This window comes from Paenibacillus sp. P46E, assembly GCF_001909095.1.
In the GTDB taxonomy this organism is placed as follows: Bacteria; Bacillota; Bacilli; order Paenibacillales; family Paenibacillaceae; genus Paenibacillus_AQ; species Paenibacillus_AQ helianthi.
Genome location: NZ_LVYZ01000047.1, coordinates 43180 through 63748 on the forward strand (window position 1 = coordinate 43180; position 20569 = coordinate 63748).

Annotated in this window: 18 protein-coding genes; 3 read left to right on the forward strand and 15 right to left on the reverse strand. The window is 49.6% G+C overall.

All coding sequences use genetic code 11. The features are described from left to right. Nucleotides 1–6: 6 nt before the first annotated feature. From A3849_RS17905 to A3849_RS17960, 12 genes are all read right to left on the reverse strand, one after another. The gene (locus A3849_RS17905; RefSeq protein WP_074112647.1) at nt 7–1386 is read right to left on the reverse strand and encodes an oligosaccharide flippase family protein; all 1380 of its coding nucleotides are present in this window, start codon (nt 1384–1386) and stop codon (nt 7–9) included. Further along, a complete protein-coding gene (locus A3849_RS17910; RefSeq protein ID WP_372237782.1) occupies nt 1352–2797 on the reverse strand; it encodes an O-antigen ligase family protein in 1446 nt (481 codons plus the stop codon). Before A3849_RS17910 ends, A3849_RS17905 begins: the two co-directional genes overlap by 35 nt. A 17-nt stretch (nt 2798–2814) precedes the next feature. Further along, nucleotides 2815–3588 (reverse strand): WecB/TagA/CpsF family glycosyltransferase, encoded by a 774-nt coding sequence (locus A3849_RS17915; protein ID WP_074112649.1) that lies wholly within the window; start codon nt 3586–3588, stop codon nt 2815–2817. Next, on the reverse strand, nt 3585–4931 hold the full coding sequence (locus tag A3849_RS17920; RefSeq protein WP_074112650.1) for an O-antigen ligase family protein: 1347 nt from the start codon (nt 4929–4931) through the stop codon (nt 3585–3587). Before A3849_RS17920 ends, A3849_RS17915 begins: the two co-directional genes overlap by 4 nt. Before the next feature lie 8 nt (nt 4932–4939). Beyond that, nucleotides 4940–5881, reverse strand: a complete 942-nt coding sequence (locus A3849_RS17925; protein WP_256700814.1) for a glycosyltransferase — start codon at nt 5879–5881, stop codon at nt 4940–4942. A gap of 19 nt (nt 5882–5900) precedes the next feature. Continuing rightward, complete coding sequence (locus A3849_RS17930) at nt 5901–6593, reverse strand: sugar transferase (RefSeq protein WP_074112651.1); 693 nt, start codon at nt 6591–6593, stop codon at nt 5901–5903. Nucleotides 6594–6646: 53 nt separating this feature from the next. Beyond that, complete coding sequence (gene galU / locus A3849_RS17935; protein ID WP_074083042.1) at nt 6647–7534, reverse strand: UTP--glucose-1-phosphate uridylyltransferase GalU; 888 nt, start codon at nt 7532–7534, stop codon at nt 6647–6649. Nucleotides 7535–7676: 142 nt separating this feature from the next. Next, nucleotides 7677–8318 carry a CpsD/CapB family tyrosine-protein kinase gene (locus A3849_RS17940; protein WP_074112652.1) on the reverse strand — a complete coding sequence of 214 codons (642 nt, stop codon included), beginning with the start codon at nt 8316–8318 and terminating at the stop codon, nt 7677–7679. After that, the gene (locus A3849_RS17945; protein WP_083613568.1) at nt 8302–9042 is read right to left on the reverse strand and encodes a YveK family protein; all 741 of its coding nucleotides are present in this window, start codon (nt 9040–9042) and stop codon (nt 8302–8304) included. Before A3849_RS17945 ends, A3849_RS17940 begins: the two co-directional genes overlap by 17 nt. 382 nt (nt 9043–9424) lie before the next feature. Next, entirely contained in the window at nt 9425–10060 is a 636-nt protein-coding gene (locus A3849_RS17950; RefSeq protein ID WP_074112654.1) for a response regulator, read from the reverse strand. Between the two features lie 23 nt (nt 10061–10083). Then, nucleotides 10084–11730: a sensor histidine kinase gene (locus A3849_RS17955; RefSeq protein WP_074112655.1), complete on the reverse strand. Its 1647-nt coding sequence runs from the start codon at nt 11728–11730 to the stop codon at nt 10084–10086. Nucleotides 11731–12373: 643 nt separating this feature from the next. After that, a complete protein-coding gene (locus tag A3849_RS17960; RefSeq protein ID WP_218619249.1) occupies nt 12374–13231 on the reverse strand; it encodes a helix-turn-helix domain-containing protein in 858 nt (285 codons plus the stop codon). Between the two features lie 81 nt (nt 13232–13312). On the opposite strand from A3849_RS17960, the gene A3849_RS17965 reads away from it, so the two are divergent. After that, a complete protein-coding gene (locus A3849_RS17965; RefSeq protein ID WP_074112656.1) occupies nt 13313–15244 on the forward strand; it encodes a beta-N-acetylhexosaminidase in 1932 nt (643 codons plus the stop codon). 422 nt (nt 15245–15666) lie between these two features. Here A3849_RS17965 and A3849_RS17975 read toward each other — a convergent pair whose 3' ends face one another. Together A3849_RS17975 and A3849_RS17980 are read right to left on the reverse strand one after the other, a co-directional pair. Next, complete coding sequence (locus A3849_RS17975) at nt 15667–16743, reverse strand: Gfo/Idh/MocA family protein (RefSeq protein ID WP_074112657.1); 1077 nt, start codon at nt 16741–16743, stop codon at nt 15667–15669. A gap of 70 nt (nt 16744–16813) precedes the next feature. Continuing rightward, complete coding sequence (locus A3849_RS17980) at nt 16814–17128, reverse strand: hypothetical protein (RefSeq protein WP_074112658.1); 315 nt, start codon at nt 17126–17128, stop codon at nt 16814–16816. Nucleotides 17129–17258: 130 nt separating this feature from the next. Between A3849_RS17980 and A3849_RS17985 the strand changes: the two genes are divergently transcribed. Both A3849_RS17985 and A3849_RS17990 read left to right on the forward strand, forming a co-directional pair. Then, nucleotides 17259–18194, forward strand: a complete 936-nt coding sequence (locus tag A3849_RS17985; protein WP_074112659.1) for a hypothetical protein — start codon at nt 17259–17261, stop codon at nt 18192–18194. Nucleotides 18195–18277: 83 nt separating this feature from the next. Continuing rightward, nucleotides 18278–18517 (forward strand): NHLP leader peptide family RiPP precursor, encoded by a 240-nt coding sequence (locus A3849_RS17990; RefSeq protein ID WP_372237781.1) that lies wholly within the window; start codon nt 18278–18280, stop codon nt 18515–18517. A 43-nt stretch (nt 18518–18560) separates the two neighbouring features. Here A3849_RS17990 and A3849_RS17995 read toward each other — a convergent pair whose 3' ends face one another. Next, nucleotides 18561–20495: a sensor histidine kinase gene (locus A3849_RS17995; protein WP_074112660.1), complete on the reverse strand. Its 1935-nt coding sequence runs from the start codon at nt 20493–20495 to the stop codon at nt 18561–18563. Nucleotides 20496–20569 lie beyond the last annotated feature (74 nt).

A 20569-nucleotide genomic window follows, 5' to 3' on the forward strand; every position in this document is an offset into this window, starting at 1 on the left:
AATTGCTTAGGTATCCATAGGTTTTTTACGAATATAGGAATTCATCGTCGTCTTCATCCACTGAATGTCATCCCCGTTAATGATAAGGCGGGGCAGCTTGACCTTCAGGTTGTATCTGATATTCAGGATAATGAACAAGAACCGCAGCACCGCCGATGACAGCATCGCTACCCCTGCCCCGAACAATCCGAATTTTGGTACCAGCAGGAACAGCAGCGGAATGACCAGCATCAGTCCGACCCCTTGCAGGATGGATACGAATTTTGGCTTGCCGAGTGCCATGAACACCTGGGCCAGTATCAATGTGCCTCCGCTGATCGTAACTTCCAGCAGCAGCAGGCGGAACACCGTCAGAGCAGTGTTGAAATCTTTGCCGTACAGCAGCGGAATCACGAATGGTGCAACCAGCATCAGGAACAGGGAGCCCAGCAGTGTGAACGTTGTACTGATCCGAAAGGCTTTGAAGGTAAGGGAAATGGCCTCATCCTTGGACAGTTCAGAAGCTTTTGGAAAAAGCACCACAGTGATCGAATTCGAGAAAAAGTTGACCATCCGCGAGAGGCTTACTGCTACCGCGTATAATCCCAGATCGGCTGGCCGCAACAGGCCGGCGATAATGATCTGATCGATATAGAAGGAGAACTGTCCGAGCAAATCATTTCCGTAGGAACCCAGTCCGTAGGTGAACAGTCTTTTGAAATTCTTGTAAGCATCCTTCATCTTCACTCTGTAGGTACGAAGCAGGGTAACCGTCATCCAGATGAAGACCGGCACTGAAGGTACCAGATAAGCAAGTGCAGTTGTAAAAGGATTCATCGAACGGGTGAGGATTAGAATTCCGATGGCTACCAGCGTCATCAGCGGGAGCAGGTACCGCAGCCAGTTGAAGGTCTTGTAATCGCCTCTGAACTGAAAAGCTGCATTGTTGATCTGTGAGACCACGATCAGCGGGCACAGGATCATTGACCATTGCGCAAACAGTACGACATTCGGGCTGAAGGATTTCAGCCAGTATGGAAGGATCACAATCCCGACAATCATGGCTGCGGTCCCGAATGCCAGTGCGATTAGCAAGGCCACCCGATAGAGTACGCCAGCTTCATCCGGATTCTTTTTGGCGTTGTAGATCAGCGCCGAAGGAATCCCAAAGCTCATGCTGAATGCCAGAAACTGTGACCAGTTCACCATAGCTGTCTGTTCTCCGCGTCCTGTAGGACCCAGGTAGCGGGCGGTCAGCACACCGGTCAGCATATTCACCAGCAGGATCAGCACGCTGACGAACATGGTCTTCACAGCTGCGGAGCTGTTGTCCTTGCTCTTGGTAAAACGCCGAAGCGAGGACCAGACCGTGCTATTGGGAAGTGATTTCGCGTTCAATGGCTGCATGTGGTGTTCCCTTCTTTCTGCTATCAATAATCTCTTTGGCCCCAAGCCCTAATCCAATCAGCATCCAGATCAGGTAACCCTTGAGTCCGGGAAAACCGTTGTCCGATACCAGACTGACCACCGCTCCCATCCATGCTGCCAGTGATAAACGGGCATATGGCTGAAGACTGTCTCTGCTGGTCACTCTGACTATAATTTGTTTAATGACTGCGCCCAGGGCACCAAAGAAGAACAATGCGCCCAGGACCCCGAAGGTAAGCAGTAAGGCGATTACACCGTTGTCCATATTTCCGTATTCGCCCAGTTCTCCACCATTGCCGATCTTGGTGCCCTGGCCTACACTGCCTATGCCTTGACCGACCGGATTGGCCGCAACCATCGGAAGCATGTTCTGCCATAGGCTCAGGCGTTCATTATAGGAGTGGTCTTCCTGCACAGAGGTCAGTGTCTCCATACGGGCAACCAGTCCTTCCGCGCCCGGAAGCTTAGGGACAATCCAGAACAGTGCGGCAGCGACGAAGACCAGCTGGAGCAGCGCCTTCCATTTGCCCTTTGACGGGGAGGAAGCGATGTATACCAGCAGCATGACCAGCATGACCAGCCAGGCTGAACGCACCAGCGTGGTCAGGAGGCAGACGACAACGAGCATAACGCCGATCCAGCGCAGGGTACCCTGCCATCTTTTCTCCAGAATCATCGGTACCAGGGCAAAGACCAGGAAGGTCGCTGCAGGTCCGGGTGAATTCAGCGTGGAGAAAACCCGGATTTCCAAAGGATACGGTGTGCCAATGGACATCATATCGGCATTCTTCATCCAGAAGGCATCCCAAGGTGGGACGGTCAAATACTGGACGATTCCGTAAATAGCTACGAGAACGGCGATGTTGGCAAAAGCATTAAGCAACCGGTCAATATCCTTCGGTCTAAAGCGGGTTACCGCGAAGAACGGAATCAGCAGCAAGGGTACGATATAATTGGCCAGATCGTACACGGAGCCTATGCCGTTCTTCGCCAGGCCAATCAGCGCTCCATAAGCGAGTGCCACCGAGAACAACAGGATAATCCGGGTGGAAGATTTACGGATGCGGTGAATCTCCCCCAGCACCGGAATTGCCAGGGTAGCACCCGTGAGCAGCGGTGCCAGACTGAGCAGTGATACAGAATGATAGACTCCTTCCGACCAATCAGCGATCCGCCGCAGCTCTGGAGCAACCGCCCAGACCAGCAAGGTATAGGCGATTAGCGCCTTCGGCTTCAGCAATGCCAGCAGGAAGGCCGGAAACAGGATTCCCGCCAGGATAATCCCCTGAAGACTATTGGAGGAGCTGAGCTTCGCACTGGCAAACCCGATCATCAGCGGAAGCCCAAGACATATACCGCAGATCAGCAGCAGCGTTCCTGCTGACTTCATGGACGGAAGACTTACATTCATTCCAGCCTGCCTCCCTTTGCTTTATCCCGTTTGCGCAGCTCTTTGAGCAGCAGAACCAGGAATTGAGCGTCATCGACAAGATATCTTTTCCAGAGCCTGCCCGGTTCCTGGCTGAGCCTCCAGAACCATTCGAGCCCTGTTCTCTGCATGAAATCCGGCGCCCGCTTCACCGATCCTGACAAAAAGTCAAAGGTGGCTCCCACGCCAATGGAGATCGGCGCCCCGTAAGAGTTGTAGTGCCGGTAAATCCACTTCTCCTGCTTCGGCGCTCCCACGCCTACGAACACAATATCCGGCTGACTTTCCGTCAGCATTTCGATAATACGCTGGTTCTCTTCATCGTTGTGCTCAAAGCCGTAGGAAGGAGAATAGCAGCCGACAATATTCATGCCGGGATAGGCCGCTTTAAGATTCTTGGTTGCCTGCTCCGGCACACCTTGTGCAGAGCCTAGGAAGAACAGCCGGTACTTCCTTTGCTCAAAGGCATTGCCTAGGCGGCTGAATAGGTCTGCTCCCGATACCTTTTGCTTCAGCGGCTTACCAAGCATTTTTGAGGCCCAGATGAGCGGCATTCCGTCTGCCACTACAGCACCTGCTTCGGAATAGACGGTCTGGAACTCTTTGTCCTTGCGAAGCTTGATCACATGATCGACGTTGCAGGTCAGGATGTACGATTGTGACCGCTCCTGAATAGTCTTATCAATGTAATCAAGCAGGTCCATGAAATCATAGTTATCGAAATTGACATCGAACATGTTCACTTGGTTCATCGTATCACTTCTTTTTGTGGGGAATCGGTTGGCTGTGAAGATCGATACAAGCAGTTCAGGTACCAACAGAAAGGAATAATCGATTGGACCGTCGACAGCGTGTTGTCGGAAAACGAATAAATCATAAACCCTGCTAGGAAGAACAGATAATATGGTTTGACTGGCTTTGCCAACGCTCTGTATACCAGAGTAAACACAGCCAATAATGAAATGAGAAGCAGTATAGCTCCGATATACCCTCCATCAAAGTAAAAGCGGATATACTCGTTGTGGGGAACCACGAATCCTTTATACAGTGTTCCGTCATTCGCCACTGTAACGGCTCCAAGTCCTCTGCCCGACCACGGAGAATCTGCCGCCTTGTTCAGGAAGTATTCCCAGGCTTCTGCACGCCCCGATAAGTCAACCGTCGTCTCCGTCGTGCGTTCGAATGAACGCTTCTTGATGTTGTCGAGTTGCAGATATACCGCCGAGAAGATCAGAATAACCGAGCACAGGAGCGGAATCAGAAATTGTGTTCTGCCCTTCAAGTACTGCTTAGAAATATCGTAGAAATAGTACAGAGCCATTAACACCAGTGCCAATATCGGTCCGCGTGTCCCTGTTCCAATGAGTATCAGGAAGTTCAATGCCAGCATGATGTAGAAATACCGTGCATGCTGCGGACTGCGCTTAATCTCAATGAAGGCAATTCCCACTCCCATGAAGGCCAGCATCGCCAAATGCGCCGGAATGTTCGCTCCCTGAATCCGTACAGCGCCGGTGAACTCCACATCAAGCAAAGGGTGAAGGTGTGCGACTTGCAGCATGATTCCGGCCAGTACACTCATTAGTGGAAGCGAAGCGAGAATACGGATTTGCCGTTCGGCAACTTCCTTCTTCCAGTTAATCAAGAGGAAGACAAAAGGAAGAGATAACCCGATAAAGGCCTTAATTGCAATGGACCCGCTCATCTCCGGCAACCATATGGAGGTGCCAAAGGTGATGAAGAGCAGCCCCACCATTGCCCAAAGGGGCGGGCTCAGACGGAATTTCAATCCATTCACCAGAATGCAGGGTACCAGCAGCACCAGGATCACCAGCTTGTAAAGCGAGAGAATCTCAATGCCGAACATGCTTCCCGGATACAGAAAGTTGATGGAGACTGCTGTCGTGAGCAGGACGAAATAGCTGATGAGTTCAGGACGAGAGATCGAGACAACCAGCAATATAATCAGGAGTACGGCTGCTATCGCTATTACCGGCTGATAGATGACCGCAGTTCCTAGGAACAGTGCGGACATGAGATAGAGCATTCCGTATGGTATAGCATTTATTTTGGAGCCCCACTCAAAATTCGTCATTGTCTCCCTCACCCCGCTGCAGATTCCCTCTTCCGATTCCAGATCATATGAAGAGTTCCGCGAATACTCTCCAGCCGGCATTTGTTCAGAAGTTTTCTTCCCTGGCTTCTGGAGAGGATCGAATCAGCCATCACATAGATGACTTTGGCGGCCGTCTTACCCAGCAGGAGCAGATTATCCTTCACACCAGCGCTTTTCATCGCGTTGGATATGCCTTGACTGTAATATCTTTTCATTATCCAATCCTCCGTCAAACGGTTGGCCGGTACGAAATGATCGACAGCCATCTGCGGATGATAAAGAATTGAATGTCCCTGACTTTCAATCTGATTGAACAGCCAGGTCTCTTCACCGGAGAGAAGTGAATCTCCTTTTCTTCCGAGCTCCAGTGGAAACAGGCTGATATCAAAGGCCACCTTGCGCATCGCCATATTCGCGCCGCAGGGATGAAGCCGTTTCGGATATTCCTTAATACGGTTGCCCAAATCAACGATGGTGTAAGGCAGCTCGAACGGCTTGATCAGCCAATCCGGGCGCTTGCTTTCGAAGATCGGAGCAATCTTGCCGCCCATGGCCATGACCTCGGGCTTTTGATCAAACGTGTCTACAATTGTCGTTATCCAATTCCGGCAAGGAATCGCATCATCATCCAGAAAAGCGATGAGCGGCGATTTGGAAGCCAGAATTCCTGTATTCCGGGCCGCCGATAACCCTTGTACCGGCTCCAGAATGTAACGGATATCCATATCTGTACCTTCTGTATCCATAAACCGCTTGACCACTACTGCCGTATCATCCTTGGAGCTGTTATCCACCAGAATGACTTCGGCCTGATCGAGATTCTCCAGCGGCAACAGCGACTGAAGCGTCTTAAGCAGCAAAGCTGCCCGGTTGTAGGTACAGATGATTATGGAAATCTTAGGAACGTCTCCGTATACAAGCATCGGCATTCACCCAATTTCCATTTTATTAATACGCATCTTTAGAGCCGAGCAGCATCAGGCCTGTCTTGAAGATGATTTTGAGATCCAGCATCGTGCTGCGGATATGAATGTAGGTCAGATCCAGCTGAACCATTTCATCAAATCCGACACTGTTTCTCGCATTTACCTGCCAATAGCCCGTGCAGCCTGGTGTAACCATTAACCGCTGCTTGTCATACTCTGTGTACTGGGCAACTTCCTCCAATAGCGGAGGACGGGGACCCACCAGACTCATATGACCCATCAGCACATTCCAGAGCTGAGGCAATTCATCAATGCTGGTCTTGCGCAGGAATCTTCCTGTACGGGTAATGCGGGGATCATTTTTGATCTTGAACATCGCGCCGCTGACCTCGTTGTAGGCCAGAAGATTCGCTTTCAGCTCCTCGGCATTGGAGACCATGGATCTGAACTTATACATTGGAAACAGCTTCTCGTCCTTGCCAACCCGGTTCTGACGGAAGAACACCTTTCCTTTCGGATCTTCCAGCTTAATCAGGATTGCCACCACGATGAACAGCGGCAGCAGCACGAGAAGGCCAAGAGCGGAGAAAAAAATGTCGATAATCCGCTTCATCACCAGATAGGAATCCATTTCTTTACTTCCTTCTTTGGCATGTAGCATGTAAAGTTTCGGCAGGACGGCCTCATAGTCTTCCGGCAGTTTTTGCATGCTCATTTCTCCTCATTCCTCCTAAAAGTTTGCTCTTTTCGAAAGTATAAACTTGGTTTTCAGCTATTCAGAGTTAATCCCTCTTTGCTGAGCCATTCTGCCATTGCATCCATCACCGGATACCGCAGATCCTCACTTTGCAGTGCAAATTCGAGTGTAGTCAAAATATATCCCAGCCGTTCACCGACATCGTATCTCGTACCATCAAAGTTATATGCATATACCCGCTCGCTCTGATTCAGCTTCTGAATAGCATCCGTCAGCTGAATTTCACCGCCTGCGCCTTTTTCTTGAAGATCCAGGTATTTGAAAATCTTTGGAGTGAACACGTAACGTCCCATGATCGCCAGGTTGGATGGCGCGGTGCCAATCGCCGGTTTTTCGACAAAATTATTAACCCGGTACAATCGTCCATCCTGCAAATCCGGTTCAATGATGCCGTAACGGTTGGTGAATTCATCAGGAATTTCCTGAACCCCGATGACTGAATTCTGCGTTTCCTCGTATTGGTCGATCAGCTGCTTCAGGCAGGGAACTTTGCCGGTTACGATGTCATCACCGAGCATTACACCAAAGGGCTCGTCTCCGATAAAACGTCTGGCGCACCATACTGCATGACCCAGACCTTTAGGTTCTTTTTGACGAATATAGTGAATTTCAACTTTCGATGAACGCTGAACCTCTTTCAGCAGCTCCAGCTTGCCGTCTTCCAGCAGTCTGGACTCCAGTTCAAAAGCATTGTCGAAGTGATCCTCAATTGCGCGTTTCCCTTTACCTGTAACGATGATGATGTCTTCGATGCCGGAAGCGATCGCTTCTTCCACAATGTACTGAATAGTGGGCTTATTAATGATCGGCAGCATTTCCTTAGGCATTGCTTTCGTCGCAGGAAGGAAGCGCGTTCCTAGTCCTGCTGCAGGGATAATCACCTTTTTTACCTTCTTCATCGCACTTACCTCCTAAGAGTTTTGTAAGCATATGCCTCATCCGAATATTCTCGTACAAAACTTGCTCCGGAAGCATACACCATGGTTTTGTAAGTATTGGCTCCACTCGTATTCTCTTTAGAACAAAACCCGCTTGGAAGTACTACCTGGTCTGATTCATAGCAATTCCGAGAATTTTCACGCCTGTCTGCTCCATCAGGCCTTTCAGCTTTTTGAGCGACTCCCGTTTGGTCTTGCCGTGTCTGGCGACGATAATCAGTCCATCAGACAGGGGAGCCAGGATGCGTGCATCACTGTATTCAACCGCCTGTGGCGAATCAAGCAGTACCAGATCAAAGTTCGCCTTCAGCTCCTCCAGCAAGCCTGCCATTCTCACACTGCCCAGCAGGTCCGGAGGACTTACGCTGGTAATTCCAGCCGGGATTACCGCCAGATTGGCCAGATTGCCGTAAACGGCAATGTCCTTTGCTTCTTCCAAGCCTCCGAGATATGCGGCAAGTCCTTGACTGCCTTCTACCTCAAACACATTGTGCAGTCCCGGATGTCTCAGGTTGCAGTCTACAACCGCCACCTTTTTACCATCCTGTACAAAGGAAACTGCAAGATTCGACAATATGGTCGTCTTGCCTTCCCCGCCCTCAGCAGAAGTGAAGAGGAGCACTTGCCCTCCACTGCCCTTCAGCAGCCCAAGCTGCCTGATGTAGGTGCGCAGCGAGCGGAAGGATTCGGAGATATGCGAGGATGGATTAATGTCCGCGATCAGACTTTTATTCAGCCGTAACATAAGCACCCTCCCCTACTCTTGCTTTAGCGTTTGCCGACTTTCCTAAATCCCGTTTGCGGATCGCAGGAATGCTGGCGATCACCGGAAGTCCAAGATCGAACTCTGCTTCCTTCTCTGTCCGGAGTGTACCGTTGAGAGTCTCCAACAGCAGAATAATTCCGATCGCTGCCATCAGCGAGACTACAAAACTGATGATAATGTTCATTGTTGATCCGCCGTTAACGGGTCCAGGAACATCAGTAGGATCAGCCGGTGTCAGGAATGCCACATTGTCCAGATTCATCAGCGCCGGCAAACTGCGGATGAATGTCTGCGAAACCGCGTTTACTATCGTAGCCGCTTTGGTGTAGCTCTCATCCTGTACGCTCAGGTTGATTACCTGGCTCTTTTCCGAAGACTTAATCTGCAGCTTGCCAGCCAATTGCTGTTCTGTCAGATTGAACTCCGGATGTTCTGCTACTACGCTCTTCATAATCGTTGGCGACTTCATAATTTCCTTATAGCTCTCGATGAGGTTGAGACTGAAGTTCAGATTATTAAGATTGTTGCTCTCGGGGACATTCGCGGCGTTGTTGACGAGCAGTTGTCCGGAGGCTGAGTAGACAGGCACGACGAAGTTCTTGCTGACATAGAAGGTGGTGGCGCAGGAGATTAATACAAACAGTGTGATTAACCATAACCTCTTCTTAATCAGGTTAATGTAATCCAAAATCGTCTTTTCCACAGTAACCCTCCTTCCGCATTCGTTACATTCTGAAAGCATTCATGAAAGTTTCAGATATCTTGCTTTTATTTTATCAATCCCTGGGAATCCCCACATGGGTCATACCATCACTTTAATCTTCACTTTCGTGTGAGAGGGTTTACTACAAAAGAGGGGCTGGATGGTATACTTTAGTACCATATGACTGGAAAAGCCTAACAAGTCGTGGCATTAATAGCTACGTCCGTAGGCATATGGGCATGTAATATCCTGTTCAGATTCTGTTCAGATGGCTTTTCTAACATCAAAGGCAATACAATATTCGTGTGAAAACCCTCCTGAAGGCAAAAAAAAACACAGACTATGATGTCCGTGTTCTTACATACTTTAAATTAAATGGAAGTTAATCGTATGACATCTCATACTTGGTGAGCCCCACCGCGTTCGCGTATAGTGCAGCCTGTGTCCGGTCAGCTACTTGAAGCTTCGCCAGAATCTGGCTAACATGCTTTTTCACCGTGAACTCACTGATGAACAGCCTGGCGGCAATTTCCCGGTTGCTTGCCCCCTGTCCAAGCTCAATGAGCACCTCTTTTTCTTTCGGAGTCAATTCATCTGTTGGACTGTTGCCATTCATCCGCATCTTATCTTCCATCAGTCCGGGATCATAATACTTCCGGCCTTTGTGAACCAGCTGAATGGCAAACAGCAGTTCCTCAGGCAACGCTTCTTTGAGCACATACCCATCAACCAGTACTTCTTCCGCCTTCAGGAAATCCTCCCGGCTCGCCGATGAGGTCAACAGGATGAACTTGCTGATCAGCCCACGTGAACGCGCTGCTTTGATGACATCCAGACCTGATTCATCGGCCAGCTTGAGATCAATAAGCACAAGATCAGGCTGCGTCTCTTCTATGATCAGAAGAGCTTCTTGGCCATTCGTTGCTTCGCCGGCGAAATGCAGATTCGACTGCATGGAAATGACCGCCGCGAGTCCTCTTCTAACCAATGGGTGATCATCAACAATGACGATTTTCACTAGAACGACCTCCTGCCTAAAGTTTATGCATTTTTTAGTTCAGCCACGCCGACAGGTATCGAAATTAAAATTCTGGTGCCTGCATTCTCACTGCTGGACAACTGGAAGTCACCGCCTAGGGATTGTGCCAGATACTGCATATTCTTCATGCCTAATCCGCCGGTATTATCCTCGGATTCGGTCCAGAGCAGATCAGTATCGAAACCAACGCCATCGTCGCTTATCGAAAGTCTGATCCATTTCGGCTTAAGTGACAGTTCGACATCCACCCGGCTGGCAGCACCATGACGTATGGCATTGCCTGTCGCTTCGGATATAATCCGGAAGAGCGCCTTGTGGTAAGGATAAGGAAGACTGAAATCATCCCCCGTTATTTTTAACTCAATTTCCACATCATTCAGCCTGGACAAGCTTTTTAAATGTGATCTAACCATGCCCAGCCATGTAGGACCGCCACTCTTTTTGGAGCTGAGGCTGTAAATGGTAATGCGTAGCTCCTTGGCAACCTTGGTAGCTGAATCATGGATCAGCTCAATTTGCTCCTCCAGCTCGGATTCGGACATCTTCCGCCACGTCTGCTTCAGAGAATGAGTTGCATAGACAATGCCGAAAAGGCTCTGCGACACGCTATCATGCATTTCATCGGCAATCCGGTTCTGTTCATTGGTGATGATCAGCCGGTTCTCAATAACGCCAAGCTCATGGCGCTCCAGAATAATAGCGCTCAGCTCCGAAAGAAACATTAGCTGCTGGATGTACCATCTGCGGCCCTCCAGCCCCTCTGATGCTTCCAGCTTGACGCCAATCATGCCTACAAAACGTGTACTCATTCTCACAGGCATGAGCAGAAAGTCTCCGAGTCCGGGTAGGCTTTTAAATACAGGTTCGCGCTGCAATCTCCATTCATGCTCGTGCTTCTCCAGCTCTGCAAACAGGAACCATTCCTCCTCCTGCTGCCAGCCGGTCTGACGGCTCTCAGGGGCAGGCTCCCCACTCTTCTTTGCAAACCAGAACAATGCTTTGTCCAGCTTAGTAAGCTTCACCACATAATCCGTAATGACTTGCCCGATGTTCATAAAATCATGCTGACTTGAAGTCTCTACAATGTGATAGAGCGATTTAATATGCTCCATGGTTTCGTTCGTCCGTGCGTTTGCCGCTTCCCGCTGCCGCTTGATCCGATTGACCATTTGCATAATTATAACCGTAAGTACCAGGACTAGAAACAGGTTACCGTTATCAAGCACTGCTTCTGCAAAACTTTTACCGGATGAGTTCATAAAAAAGTAACAAAATACAGCGAATATACCAAAATATCCAAACAGCAGGCTCCAGCTGAAGTAAAAGGACAGGGAACCTGCCGCGATGAGTACTGGATTAAGCACATATAGTTTAAACGGACTATCATATCCGCCAGTACACAACGTCAGTACAATGATTCCAGCGATCTCAATGCTCACTGTAAGCATAAGAACACGCGGCCATTTACGCAGCCTCCGGTAATAAACAGTGAATCCTTGGGCAAATAAAAATAACAGCATGATTAATAGGGATTTATAAAAGACGGAAGGCCCCGTATGATCCAGGAGGTACATCAATGATGTGAGGGACAAAGAAACGTTTCTGTAAAGTGTAATCATTCTGTCTTCCGCGGTTGCTTTAATTTTCATCCCACCACCCTATTCTCCAGTTTTTGGAAAATGCGAGCTTTTTCTAAGCTTTGTTTAAAAGCATCATACATGAGAAAAATCACAATAACAAGTTCCCGTTTTCAGTGATAACGTTTACATTTAATGATTTTTGCATAAAATAGGGCTTTTTTTTTCAAAGGATCACCAAATCCAATCCATCTTTTCTAATGATAGCGAATTCACTGATAAGTAATATATTCCAGCATGTATGCAGCTGAACTCAAAACAGCCTGCCCCTAAAAAAGGGACAGGCTGTTTCGTCAGCTAAAATCTATGGTTGTGGTAATCTTTCCAGTCTTTCGAAGTCTACTCGGCCACCGCTGGCACAGCTTTGGGTAACTTGGATGAATTACAAATGCAAATCTGATAGCGTTGTTCGCCAACGATATGATAACCAGTGGATAATATACGTACGGTGTGGTTTCGTATATCCACCTTGTGGAGACTGCGGCAACTGATGCAGTAAAATTCCCTCATGGCTTCATCTCCGGCATAGTCTATAAGAACTATCGTGATTCTGCAAATATTTCCTAAATAATAACATTTTATTTTTGCCGATGTCAATGAAAAAACCGCAAATTCCGACATATTTAAGTCACATGAAGTAGAAATTTGTCAGTTATTATAAGCTTTTGCGACAGTTGAGCGGAGACATGCCCATATATTTCTTGAATACCCTTGAAAAATAAAAACAATCACCGTAATGCAGCATCCCGGCTATCGCTTTAACCTGAAGGGAGGTGTTAAGCAGCAGATGCTTCGCTTCAGCCATTTTGAGCCGGTGAATATACTCATGCAAAGGGTATCCGCTGCTGTGACGCACAAGACGGCGTAGGGTTGACATGGAAATATGATGTCTGGCGGCAAGGTCCGGAAGATCCGGCTTTTCGTAGATGCAGGCGCTCAACGCTTCGCGGATTTGCGGCATAATGTCAGCCTCCCGTGTCCAGGAAAAGCCTTGAGTGATTAACGAGCACTCCAGCAATATCCCCTCCAGCATAGCTGCCGCCCTGTCAGCATCTGCAGGTACACCGCCTTCCATCAGTCCGAGCATCTGCTCGAATAAGGAAGTGAGCCCCTGAAACGCAGCAGCCTCGAATACCGTCCCCCCCTCAATAAGTCCTGCTTCCAGCCATTCGGTCACGCGGGTACCCGTGAAATTAACATAGTATTCATCCCAGCTTCCTCCCTGCGGAGGTCCGAAGCTGTAATTGCAGCCCGGACGGAAAAAAAACAGGCTGCCGGCACGCACCTGCTGTATCTTGCCGCCGTTCTCCCTATAGGTACCGTTCCCGGATAAAATATATACAAGTGCCCAATGTTCGAATACAACGTTTGTACGAAACAATATTCTTCCCGGGAGATGACCCGCTTGGCCTATCTGTATCGCCTTCAGCCTGAGCCTGGAAGACTCTACTTTGGGATCAATAATCCTTATGGGGTATAGACTGATCATATAATCCATGACCTCGGACATCATGTGCATTCCTCCCTCTATCCAGGAGTGATATGGTTAATCTGAAGATGATCATATTCTACATGAACAAGAGGTGTCCACGCTATGTCTGATAATCATCCATTGCAGCTGTTTCCGAAGCCACAGGTGCTGGTCAGGTCCGAAGGCCTGTTCCAGCATCCCTCTGCAGGAAGTATAGTTCTCGCAGGAGAAGCAGAGGGTTCCGTTCTTCCTGCCGCGCACAGGCTCCAAACCATCCTGTCGCAGGTCCTGCACCTCCGCCTTTCCTTGTCTGTAGGCACACGTTCAGTCACACATTCCGTCTATCACTTTAGTTATAGTCCCCTGCTGCCCGCACAGGGCTATGAAATCCGCATCGATTCGAGCGGAATTGCCGTCATTTACGGTTCTCCTGAAGGAGCCTATTATGCTACAGCCACGCTAAAACAAATTTTGCAGCAATTCGGCAGGAGCATCCCGTATCTGCAGATTATTGACCAGCCCGACTTTGCCGCCAGAGGATTGATGATCGATATCAGCCGAAACAAAATCCCGCGGCTCGAAACCCTTTACCACATTATTGATTTCATGGCGGATCTGAAGCTGAACCAGTTACAGTTATATATAGAAGGTTCTCCATTCGCCTACGAGTCTTTTCCACAGGTCTGGGAGCTCGAAACCCCCATCACCGGGGAGGAAATTCTGCTGTTGGATGCTTATTGCAAGGAACGTTATATCGAACTGGTTCCGAATCAAAACAGCTTCGGGCACATGGAAGGCTGGCTGACCCGTCCGGAGTTCAATTCCTTGGCCGAAATTCCGCAAGGCTTCATGCTCCCGGAGAATATGTACGACAGCGAAATGTACCCTGAGGGACTGTTCATGCACCCGGGTACCTTCCATACCGAAGATCCTGAAGTCCTCGAACTGTTAGGAACCATGTACGACGACCTCCTTCCCTACTTTACATCGAAGCAGTTCAATGTAGGCTGTGATGAGACGTATGAGCTGGGTCTTGGCAAAAGCAAAGCGTCGGCCGGGGCCGCAGGCAAAGGTCAGCTGTATTTGTCTTTCCTGCAGAAGATTCATCAGCTTGTGCTGGAGCGCGGCAAAACCATGCAGTTCTGGGGAGATATTATCATCCAGCACCCCGAGCTTATCCCCCAGCTGCCCAAAGATATCATTGCCATGGAATGGGGTTACAGTGCGGCCCATCCGTTTGAGGCAGATACACTGAAATTCCGGGAAGCGGGGATTCCATTCTACGTATGCCCCGGAACCAGCTCCTGGAATTCGCTCACGGGCCGCAGCGATAACATGCTGGCCAATCTGCGCAGCGCTGCAGTACATGGCAAAAATAATGGCGCTATCGGCTACCTGATTACCGACTGGGGTGATTTCGGACATTGGCAGCACCTGCCCGTCAGCTATGCCGGATTCGCCTATGGTGCGGCAGTAGCCTGGAATGTGGAGAACAATCTTGAAGCAGATGTTGCCGCTTATCTGAATACAGCCGTCTTCCATGACCGCTCAGGCAAAATCGGTCAGCTGCTGCTTGATCTGGGCAACTATTACAAGTATGAATCTGGGGTTGTCCGTCCCAATGATACGGAAATGTCCATGCTGATGCGTACCCCGCTGCATCAGGTGCAGCTTGTCACCAAGCTGACGGACGGGCACTTCGATCAATTGGAGCATTATATAGAAGGAATAGAAGCACAGCTTGAACAGCTGGAGCTGGGATGCGGCGATGCCCGTCTTGTCCTGGAGGAGCTGCGGAATGGCATTCATTTTGTACAGCATGCAGTGCGGCTAGCCCGAATTAAGAAACATCTGGCACAAGGTACTGGCCCATTAGACCCGTCGCTGATCCATCGGCAGATCAAAGACCTCGACCTTCTGCTTCACCACTACCGCCAGCTATGGATTCAACGTAACCGGCCCGGCGGTTTGGAGCAAAGTGTCTCGAAGCTGGTCCGGCTCCGCTCCGAGTACATCGGGCTGGCTGCTGAGCTGACCGGTTCAGCGGCATTATAACTCGCTACCTAGCCCGTAAGAACAAGTAACTGTAAAAAGAAACTAAACGTTAAAAAGCCGAAAAGCTGCCCTGACGCATGTCAATGTGAACGGGCAGCTTTTTTGGGCAAACAACGGCATTTCTACCGTTGTTGAAGCCTTTTCCGGCCGAGGCCTGTTCAACAACGCCACTTTTGCCGTTGTTGAAGCCTTTTCCGGCCGAGGCCTGTTCAACAACGCCACTTTTGCCGTTGTTGAAGCCTTTTCCGGCCGAGGCCTGTTCAACAACGGCGCTTTTGCCGTTGTTGCCGCCTTTTCCGGCCGAGGCCTGTTCAACAACGCCACTTTTGCCGTTGTTGAAGCCTTTTCCGGCCGAGGCCTGTTCAACAACGGCATTGCTGCCGTTGTTGAACGGCCAGACCCGGTTCCCCCGCGGCGCAAGCTCATTCTGCCGCCCAGGGCTGACGCTGCGAGACTACCGTCTCGCCGCTCCCGGCTGCCTGTTCCAGCAGCAGCGCCAAATATTGATCCTGGCTTCCTTCAGCCAGGCTATAGAATGATGGCCCGCCTTGGATATACTCCTGCATCCGGGTAAGGCTCTCTGCGATGGCAAGCTCATCATCTGACAGACGCGCAGGTCCATATGGATTCTTATACAGCCATTCTCCATCGGCCATAATTCCCTTGAGATAAAAGCCCTCCAGATTCCCGCCATGTCCCGCATCAATCCGGCGAAGCTTGCTATACAGCGGCGTGTCATAGGCCTGCAGCCAGGCTACATCATCATCCCTTATCTCCCCACGCTCCCCGCGAACGAGGACACGGTTGCCGCGGATCCAGGAAAAATACTGCTCACCGGTGAAATCGAATACACCCAGTTCGTCCCCAAAATCCAGCGTTGCCAGGGTCTGGACAGCCTGCACCGGCACTTCGGCGGAAGGTGGACCGCTGCGCTGCGGCCCTTGAATGATTGGGGAGCGGAAATTCTGCGCACGGATACTGACATCCCCGAAGCCAATGCCGAGCAATTGGCGGATCAGGCTGATTCCGTGGTAACCATGCGCAGCGGATACCTGAGCCTGGCTGACAGCTCCGAGCCTGCCTGATGCAGCGAGTCTAATTCTTGCGGCGTGCATCGGCTGGAATAAGTACTGCTCAGCAATCTGAATCTTCGCGGAGCAGCCAACCCGGTTCCACAGCTCCTTGAGCTGGGCCAGGTCCGAAGCGGGAGGCGTCTCAGCCAGCACCGGAATTCCAGCCTCCGCCAATCGGATCACATAAGCTGTACTGATATCTTTTTTCAAGCTCACTACAGTGAATGAACAAGCTCCCGACGAGATATATTCCTCGAGGGTGGTATACACTTTTACACCCCAAGCTCTGCTGAGAGCTGCAGCCTTTTCCTTATTCCGGACATACATGGCCCCAACAGCAAACCGCTCCGGCAACTCCCGGGCGATCCTTAGATAAAACTCTGCACGCCAGCCCCCGCCCACCAGTCCAAAAACTATTTTTTCCATACCAATTCCCCTTCCCCCTTAATCTCTTGGTAACCCGGACAACCCTCTCTGCACTTCTCACGCAGTAGAATTATTCGCCTCTCGGTTCTCCCTGTTCCTTCATATAATTCCAGCGCTGGTCCTCGTATTGGTTCTCCAACATTTCCCGCTCTCTCCGCTCCAAAAAATCCCGGTTATGGCTCTCCTTCAGGCTAGCTTCATCCTCGTAAATCCTCCAGAGATCAGAGAACAGATAATCTTTAATTTCTACGAAGATCCCATCCATCCTTCCCCCTTGCCAGAGCAACCCGGCAGAGGTGCGAAGCACCGTACGCCCATCAGGAGTGGCCGCCTTTTGTCCCAAGCGGATATGCATCAGCATTTGCCCGAACGTATACCATTCCATAGTAGAATTCCCCCTCGAATTTAGATTGAAAACACCTGACGGGAAGACTATAATCATTTTGAATAACCATTTATTACCTGTAAACGCAATACATAGATCTTTCAAAAAGCTGATGACAGGAGACAAAACTATGGATTGGCTGCATGATTTCGATGAAGAGCTCCGTTTGGTATTTCAGGACTGCAGCAACATTATTTCAGGATTCCCTGAACCGATTCGTGCCCAAGGACTATCCTATCTCGAACAGTTTAACGTGTTTAGTACAGGAAGCCACAAAAATTACATCTGTTATCTGCTTCCCTTCTGGCTTAGGGACGGCTATGGTCTTACGGATGCGGAAGTCCGGCAACTGTCGGCGGGCAATGTCTTTTGCATGCTGTATTTCTTCATTCAGGATGACTTGATCGACAGCAGCGAGGACAGTGCAGCCCGCAAGCTCCCGCTTGCCAATCTGCTGTATGTTGAATTTCTCAACAGATACAGACCGCTATTCCCGTCGGACTCACTCTTCTGGCTCTGCTTCAACCGTTATATCCTGGAGTGGGCTGACAGTATGGCCGGTGAGGCGCATGGGGATTATTTTCTGAATGACCGCCTGAAGATATCCCACAAAGCCAGTCCGCTGAAGCTCACCAGTACAGCTATCCTGTTGTATTCCGGCAATGCTTCAATGATTGCGGAAGCGGAAGATATACTCCACACGATACTGCTGACGCTGCAAATGCTGGACGACTACGAGGATTGGGAGCAGGATCTTGCCGGGGGAAGCTACAACTGTCTGCTGTCACTGGCCTGCAGTCATTTCAATACTCAAAGGGAAGCGCTTACCAAAGCACGGGTCAAGGATTATATCTTTACCACAGGCGGACTTGCCGACTACGCCGGCACGGCACTATCCAATCACAGAAAGCTGGAACATTGCCACCTGAACGCCCCCCATCTTATATCCTTCCACCAGGTGATGGTTAAGAATCTGCAGCATATGGCAGCAGCCATTGAAGCCGAAAAGCAGCTTTTGCAGCACGGGGGTCTCAGCTACTGGTTATCTAAACATATAAATCTGTAAATAGGAAATAGGATGTAGAATAATAGATTGGGCTATGCTATACTGATCAGGAAAATATAACCATTTTGGGAAGGGTGATTATTTTGTCAGAAGCAATTCTCCGAAATCAAGTGATTCAGAAGGCATGGGAAGATCCGGGTTTCAAGCAAAGATTACTCACAGATCCGAAAGCAGCCCTCCAAGAAGCGCTAGGCATTCAACTTCCCGATGACATTACTCTCAAGACCGTTGAAGAAGGATCCAACGAGTTCTACCTGGTTATCCCACCCAGCCCGGCATCGGGCGTAATGAAAACAGACTTAACCACACTTAGCACCTGGTAATTCTACACAGCACCTGGTAAACCTACACAGCACCCTGGTAATCCTACCCAAGCTTTGTTTCAAAGGAGCCAGAACCATCCGGCGCTTCTGCCAAAGGCAGAGTGGTAATGGATTCGGTTCCGGCTCCTTTTGTGCTCATGAAGCGGATCTCGCCCCCCATCGCCTCAATAATCCGGAACGTTACCATCAGTCCGAGTCCCGTTCCTTTGGTCTTGTTGGAAGAGAAATATGGCTCACCCAACCGGCTCAGAACCCATGGATCCATCCCCGACCCGTTGTCCTTGATATGAATGAATGCTTTATCCCCTTTGGCATAGGCCGTAATACGAATGCTCCCATCCTCTCCCAGCGACTCAATACTGTTCTTGATAATATTGATGAATGCCTGCTTGAACTTGGAGGAATTGCCCTTTACCCATAAATTACCGGAGACCTCAAGTACCATCTTGCCTCCGTTCAAATGGCATAGCGGCAGCAGGATACTCTCAATATGCTTACATTCATCCTGGACACTGAGCAGGGAGATCTTCTCGAATTCGGGTTTGGCAAATGTAAGAAAATCCGTAATGATATTGGATGCGCGGTCCAGCTCGCTGAGGGCCATGAATAAATATCGTCTCTCATCACCGCTCGACTTTTCGCTTAGAAGCTGCAGAAATCCTCTTGTCACTTGCAGGGGATTGCGCACCTCATGCGCCACCGATGCAGCCAGTTCGCTAATAATCTCCATCTTTTCGGACCGCTGCAATTCGTTGTTGAACAGCTCCAGCTCCCGTGAATATTTGACAACCTGCTGATGGTTCAAAGCGAGACGTCGCCCAAGGATGATGATCAGCGAGAGAATGAACACCACCAGCGCCCACTTCCAGTAGATCAGATCATAATTGCCCTGCCGGATGTAATACCACACCAGCTCACCTGCCCCGGTCACGGCAGCAATACCAAACCCGACGGCAAAGGTGATTGCATCCTTGTTCCCCCGCAGAGAGAACAGGATGACACAGGTCGTCAGAATGATGAACTGCAGAATCATAATGATGCCGATTATGGTAGCAGACACAAAATAATAAAATTCCACCAGCCGGTTACCCGACAGGTAATTCACAATCAGACAGACAATGCAGAACATGGAGTAGACCACCTGAAATTTACGAAAACGGCGGATGATTCCACGCTTGCCGCCGCCAAATATTTTCTCGAACAAAAAGGTTAATGCAGGCAGAAGCGACAGCAGTGCCAAATCAAAAAATACGACGCTAAGCGGACCTAAATAACTGAAGAAGGTGTAGGTAAAAGGAGAATACGTAATGGATAGAATTCCGGTGGAGGCGATGACTATGGACAGGGAAGCGGCGATAGGGAAATATTCCTTGTTCAAGTAAAATGAGCAAACAAAAAGAACGATAGCCACGAACAGAAAAGCGCCGCCCAAGACCACATCGACCAGTCCGTTTTTTGAATAATCCTTAATCAGGAGACTATGTTCACCCAGTACTGCTTTGTCTTTGATTCCGATGCGGTCTTGCAGGGTCTCTGTCCATATGTATAAGGTTTTGCCGTTGTCCTGGGTACTGAGGGGGATAAGCAATGAATAATTGTCATGGATGAAGTTGCGGTCGCCCTCCAGAATGAGACGGTCCCCGACATACACCTTAACATGCAGCGCGTATAACGTATCAATGTAAACTGCAGGCGAAGTATACCCGTTCTCCGGCAACGTTATCCGCGTCCATGCGGAGGAAATTCCCGTGGGAAGCTCAGGTGTACCTTGCAGAGCGTGTACCTCCATCCATCCCTGCTCATCTGCAAGCGGAACCTCCCGGCCTGTCTCCCCGTCAGGGCTCCCCCATTTCATCTGCCAGTTTGTGATTTCTATGGAGCTATACCGGCCTTCTGCCGATGCCTGAAGCACACCACAAGCCATACAAAGTACGAATAGAACTACCGATAGATGTAGAATTCTAGCGAACAAGCGCATGCGAGCACCTCAGAAGTAAATTTCAGAAGCTATTGTTCTGTTATTGTTAGTACTTCGCCCCATCTACAGTCCAT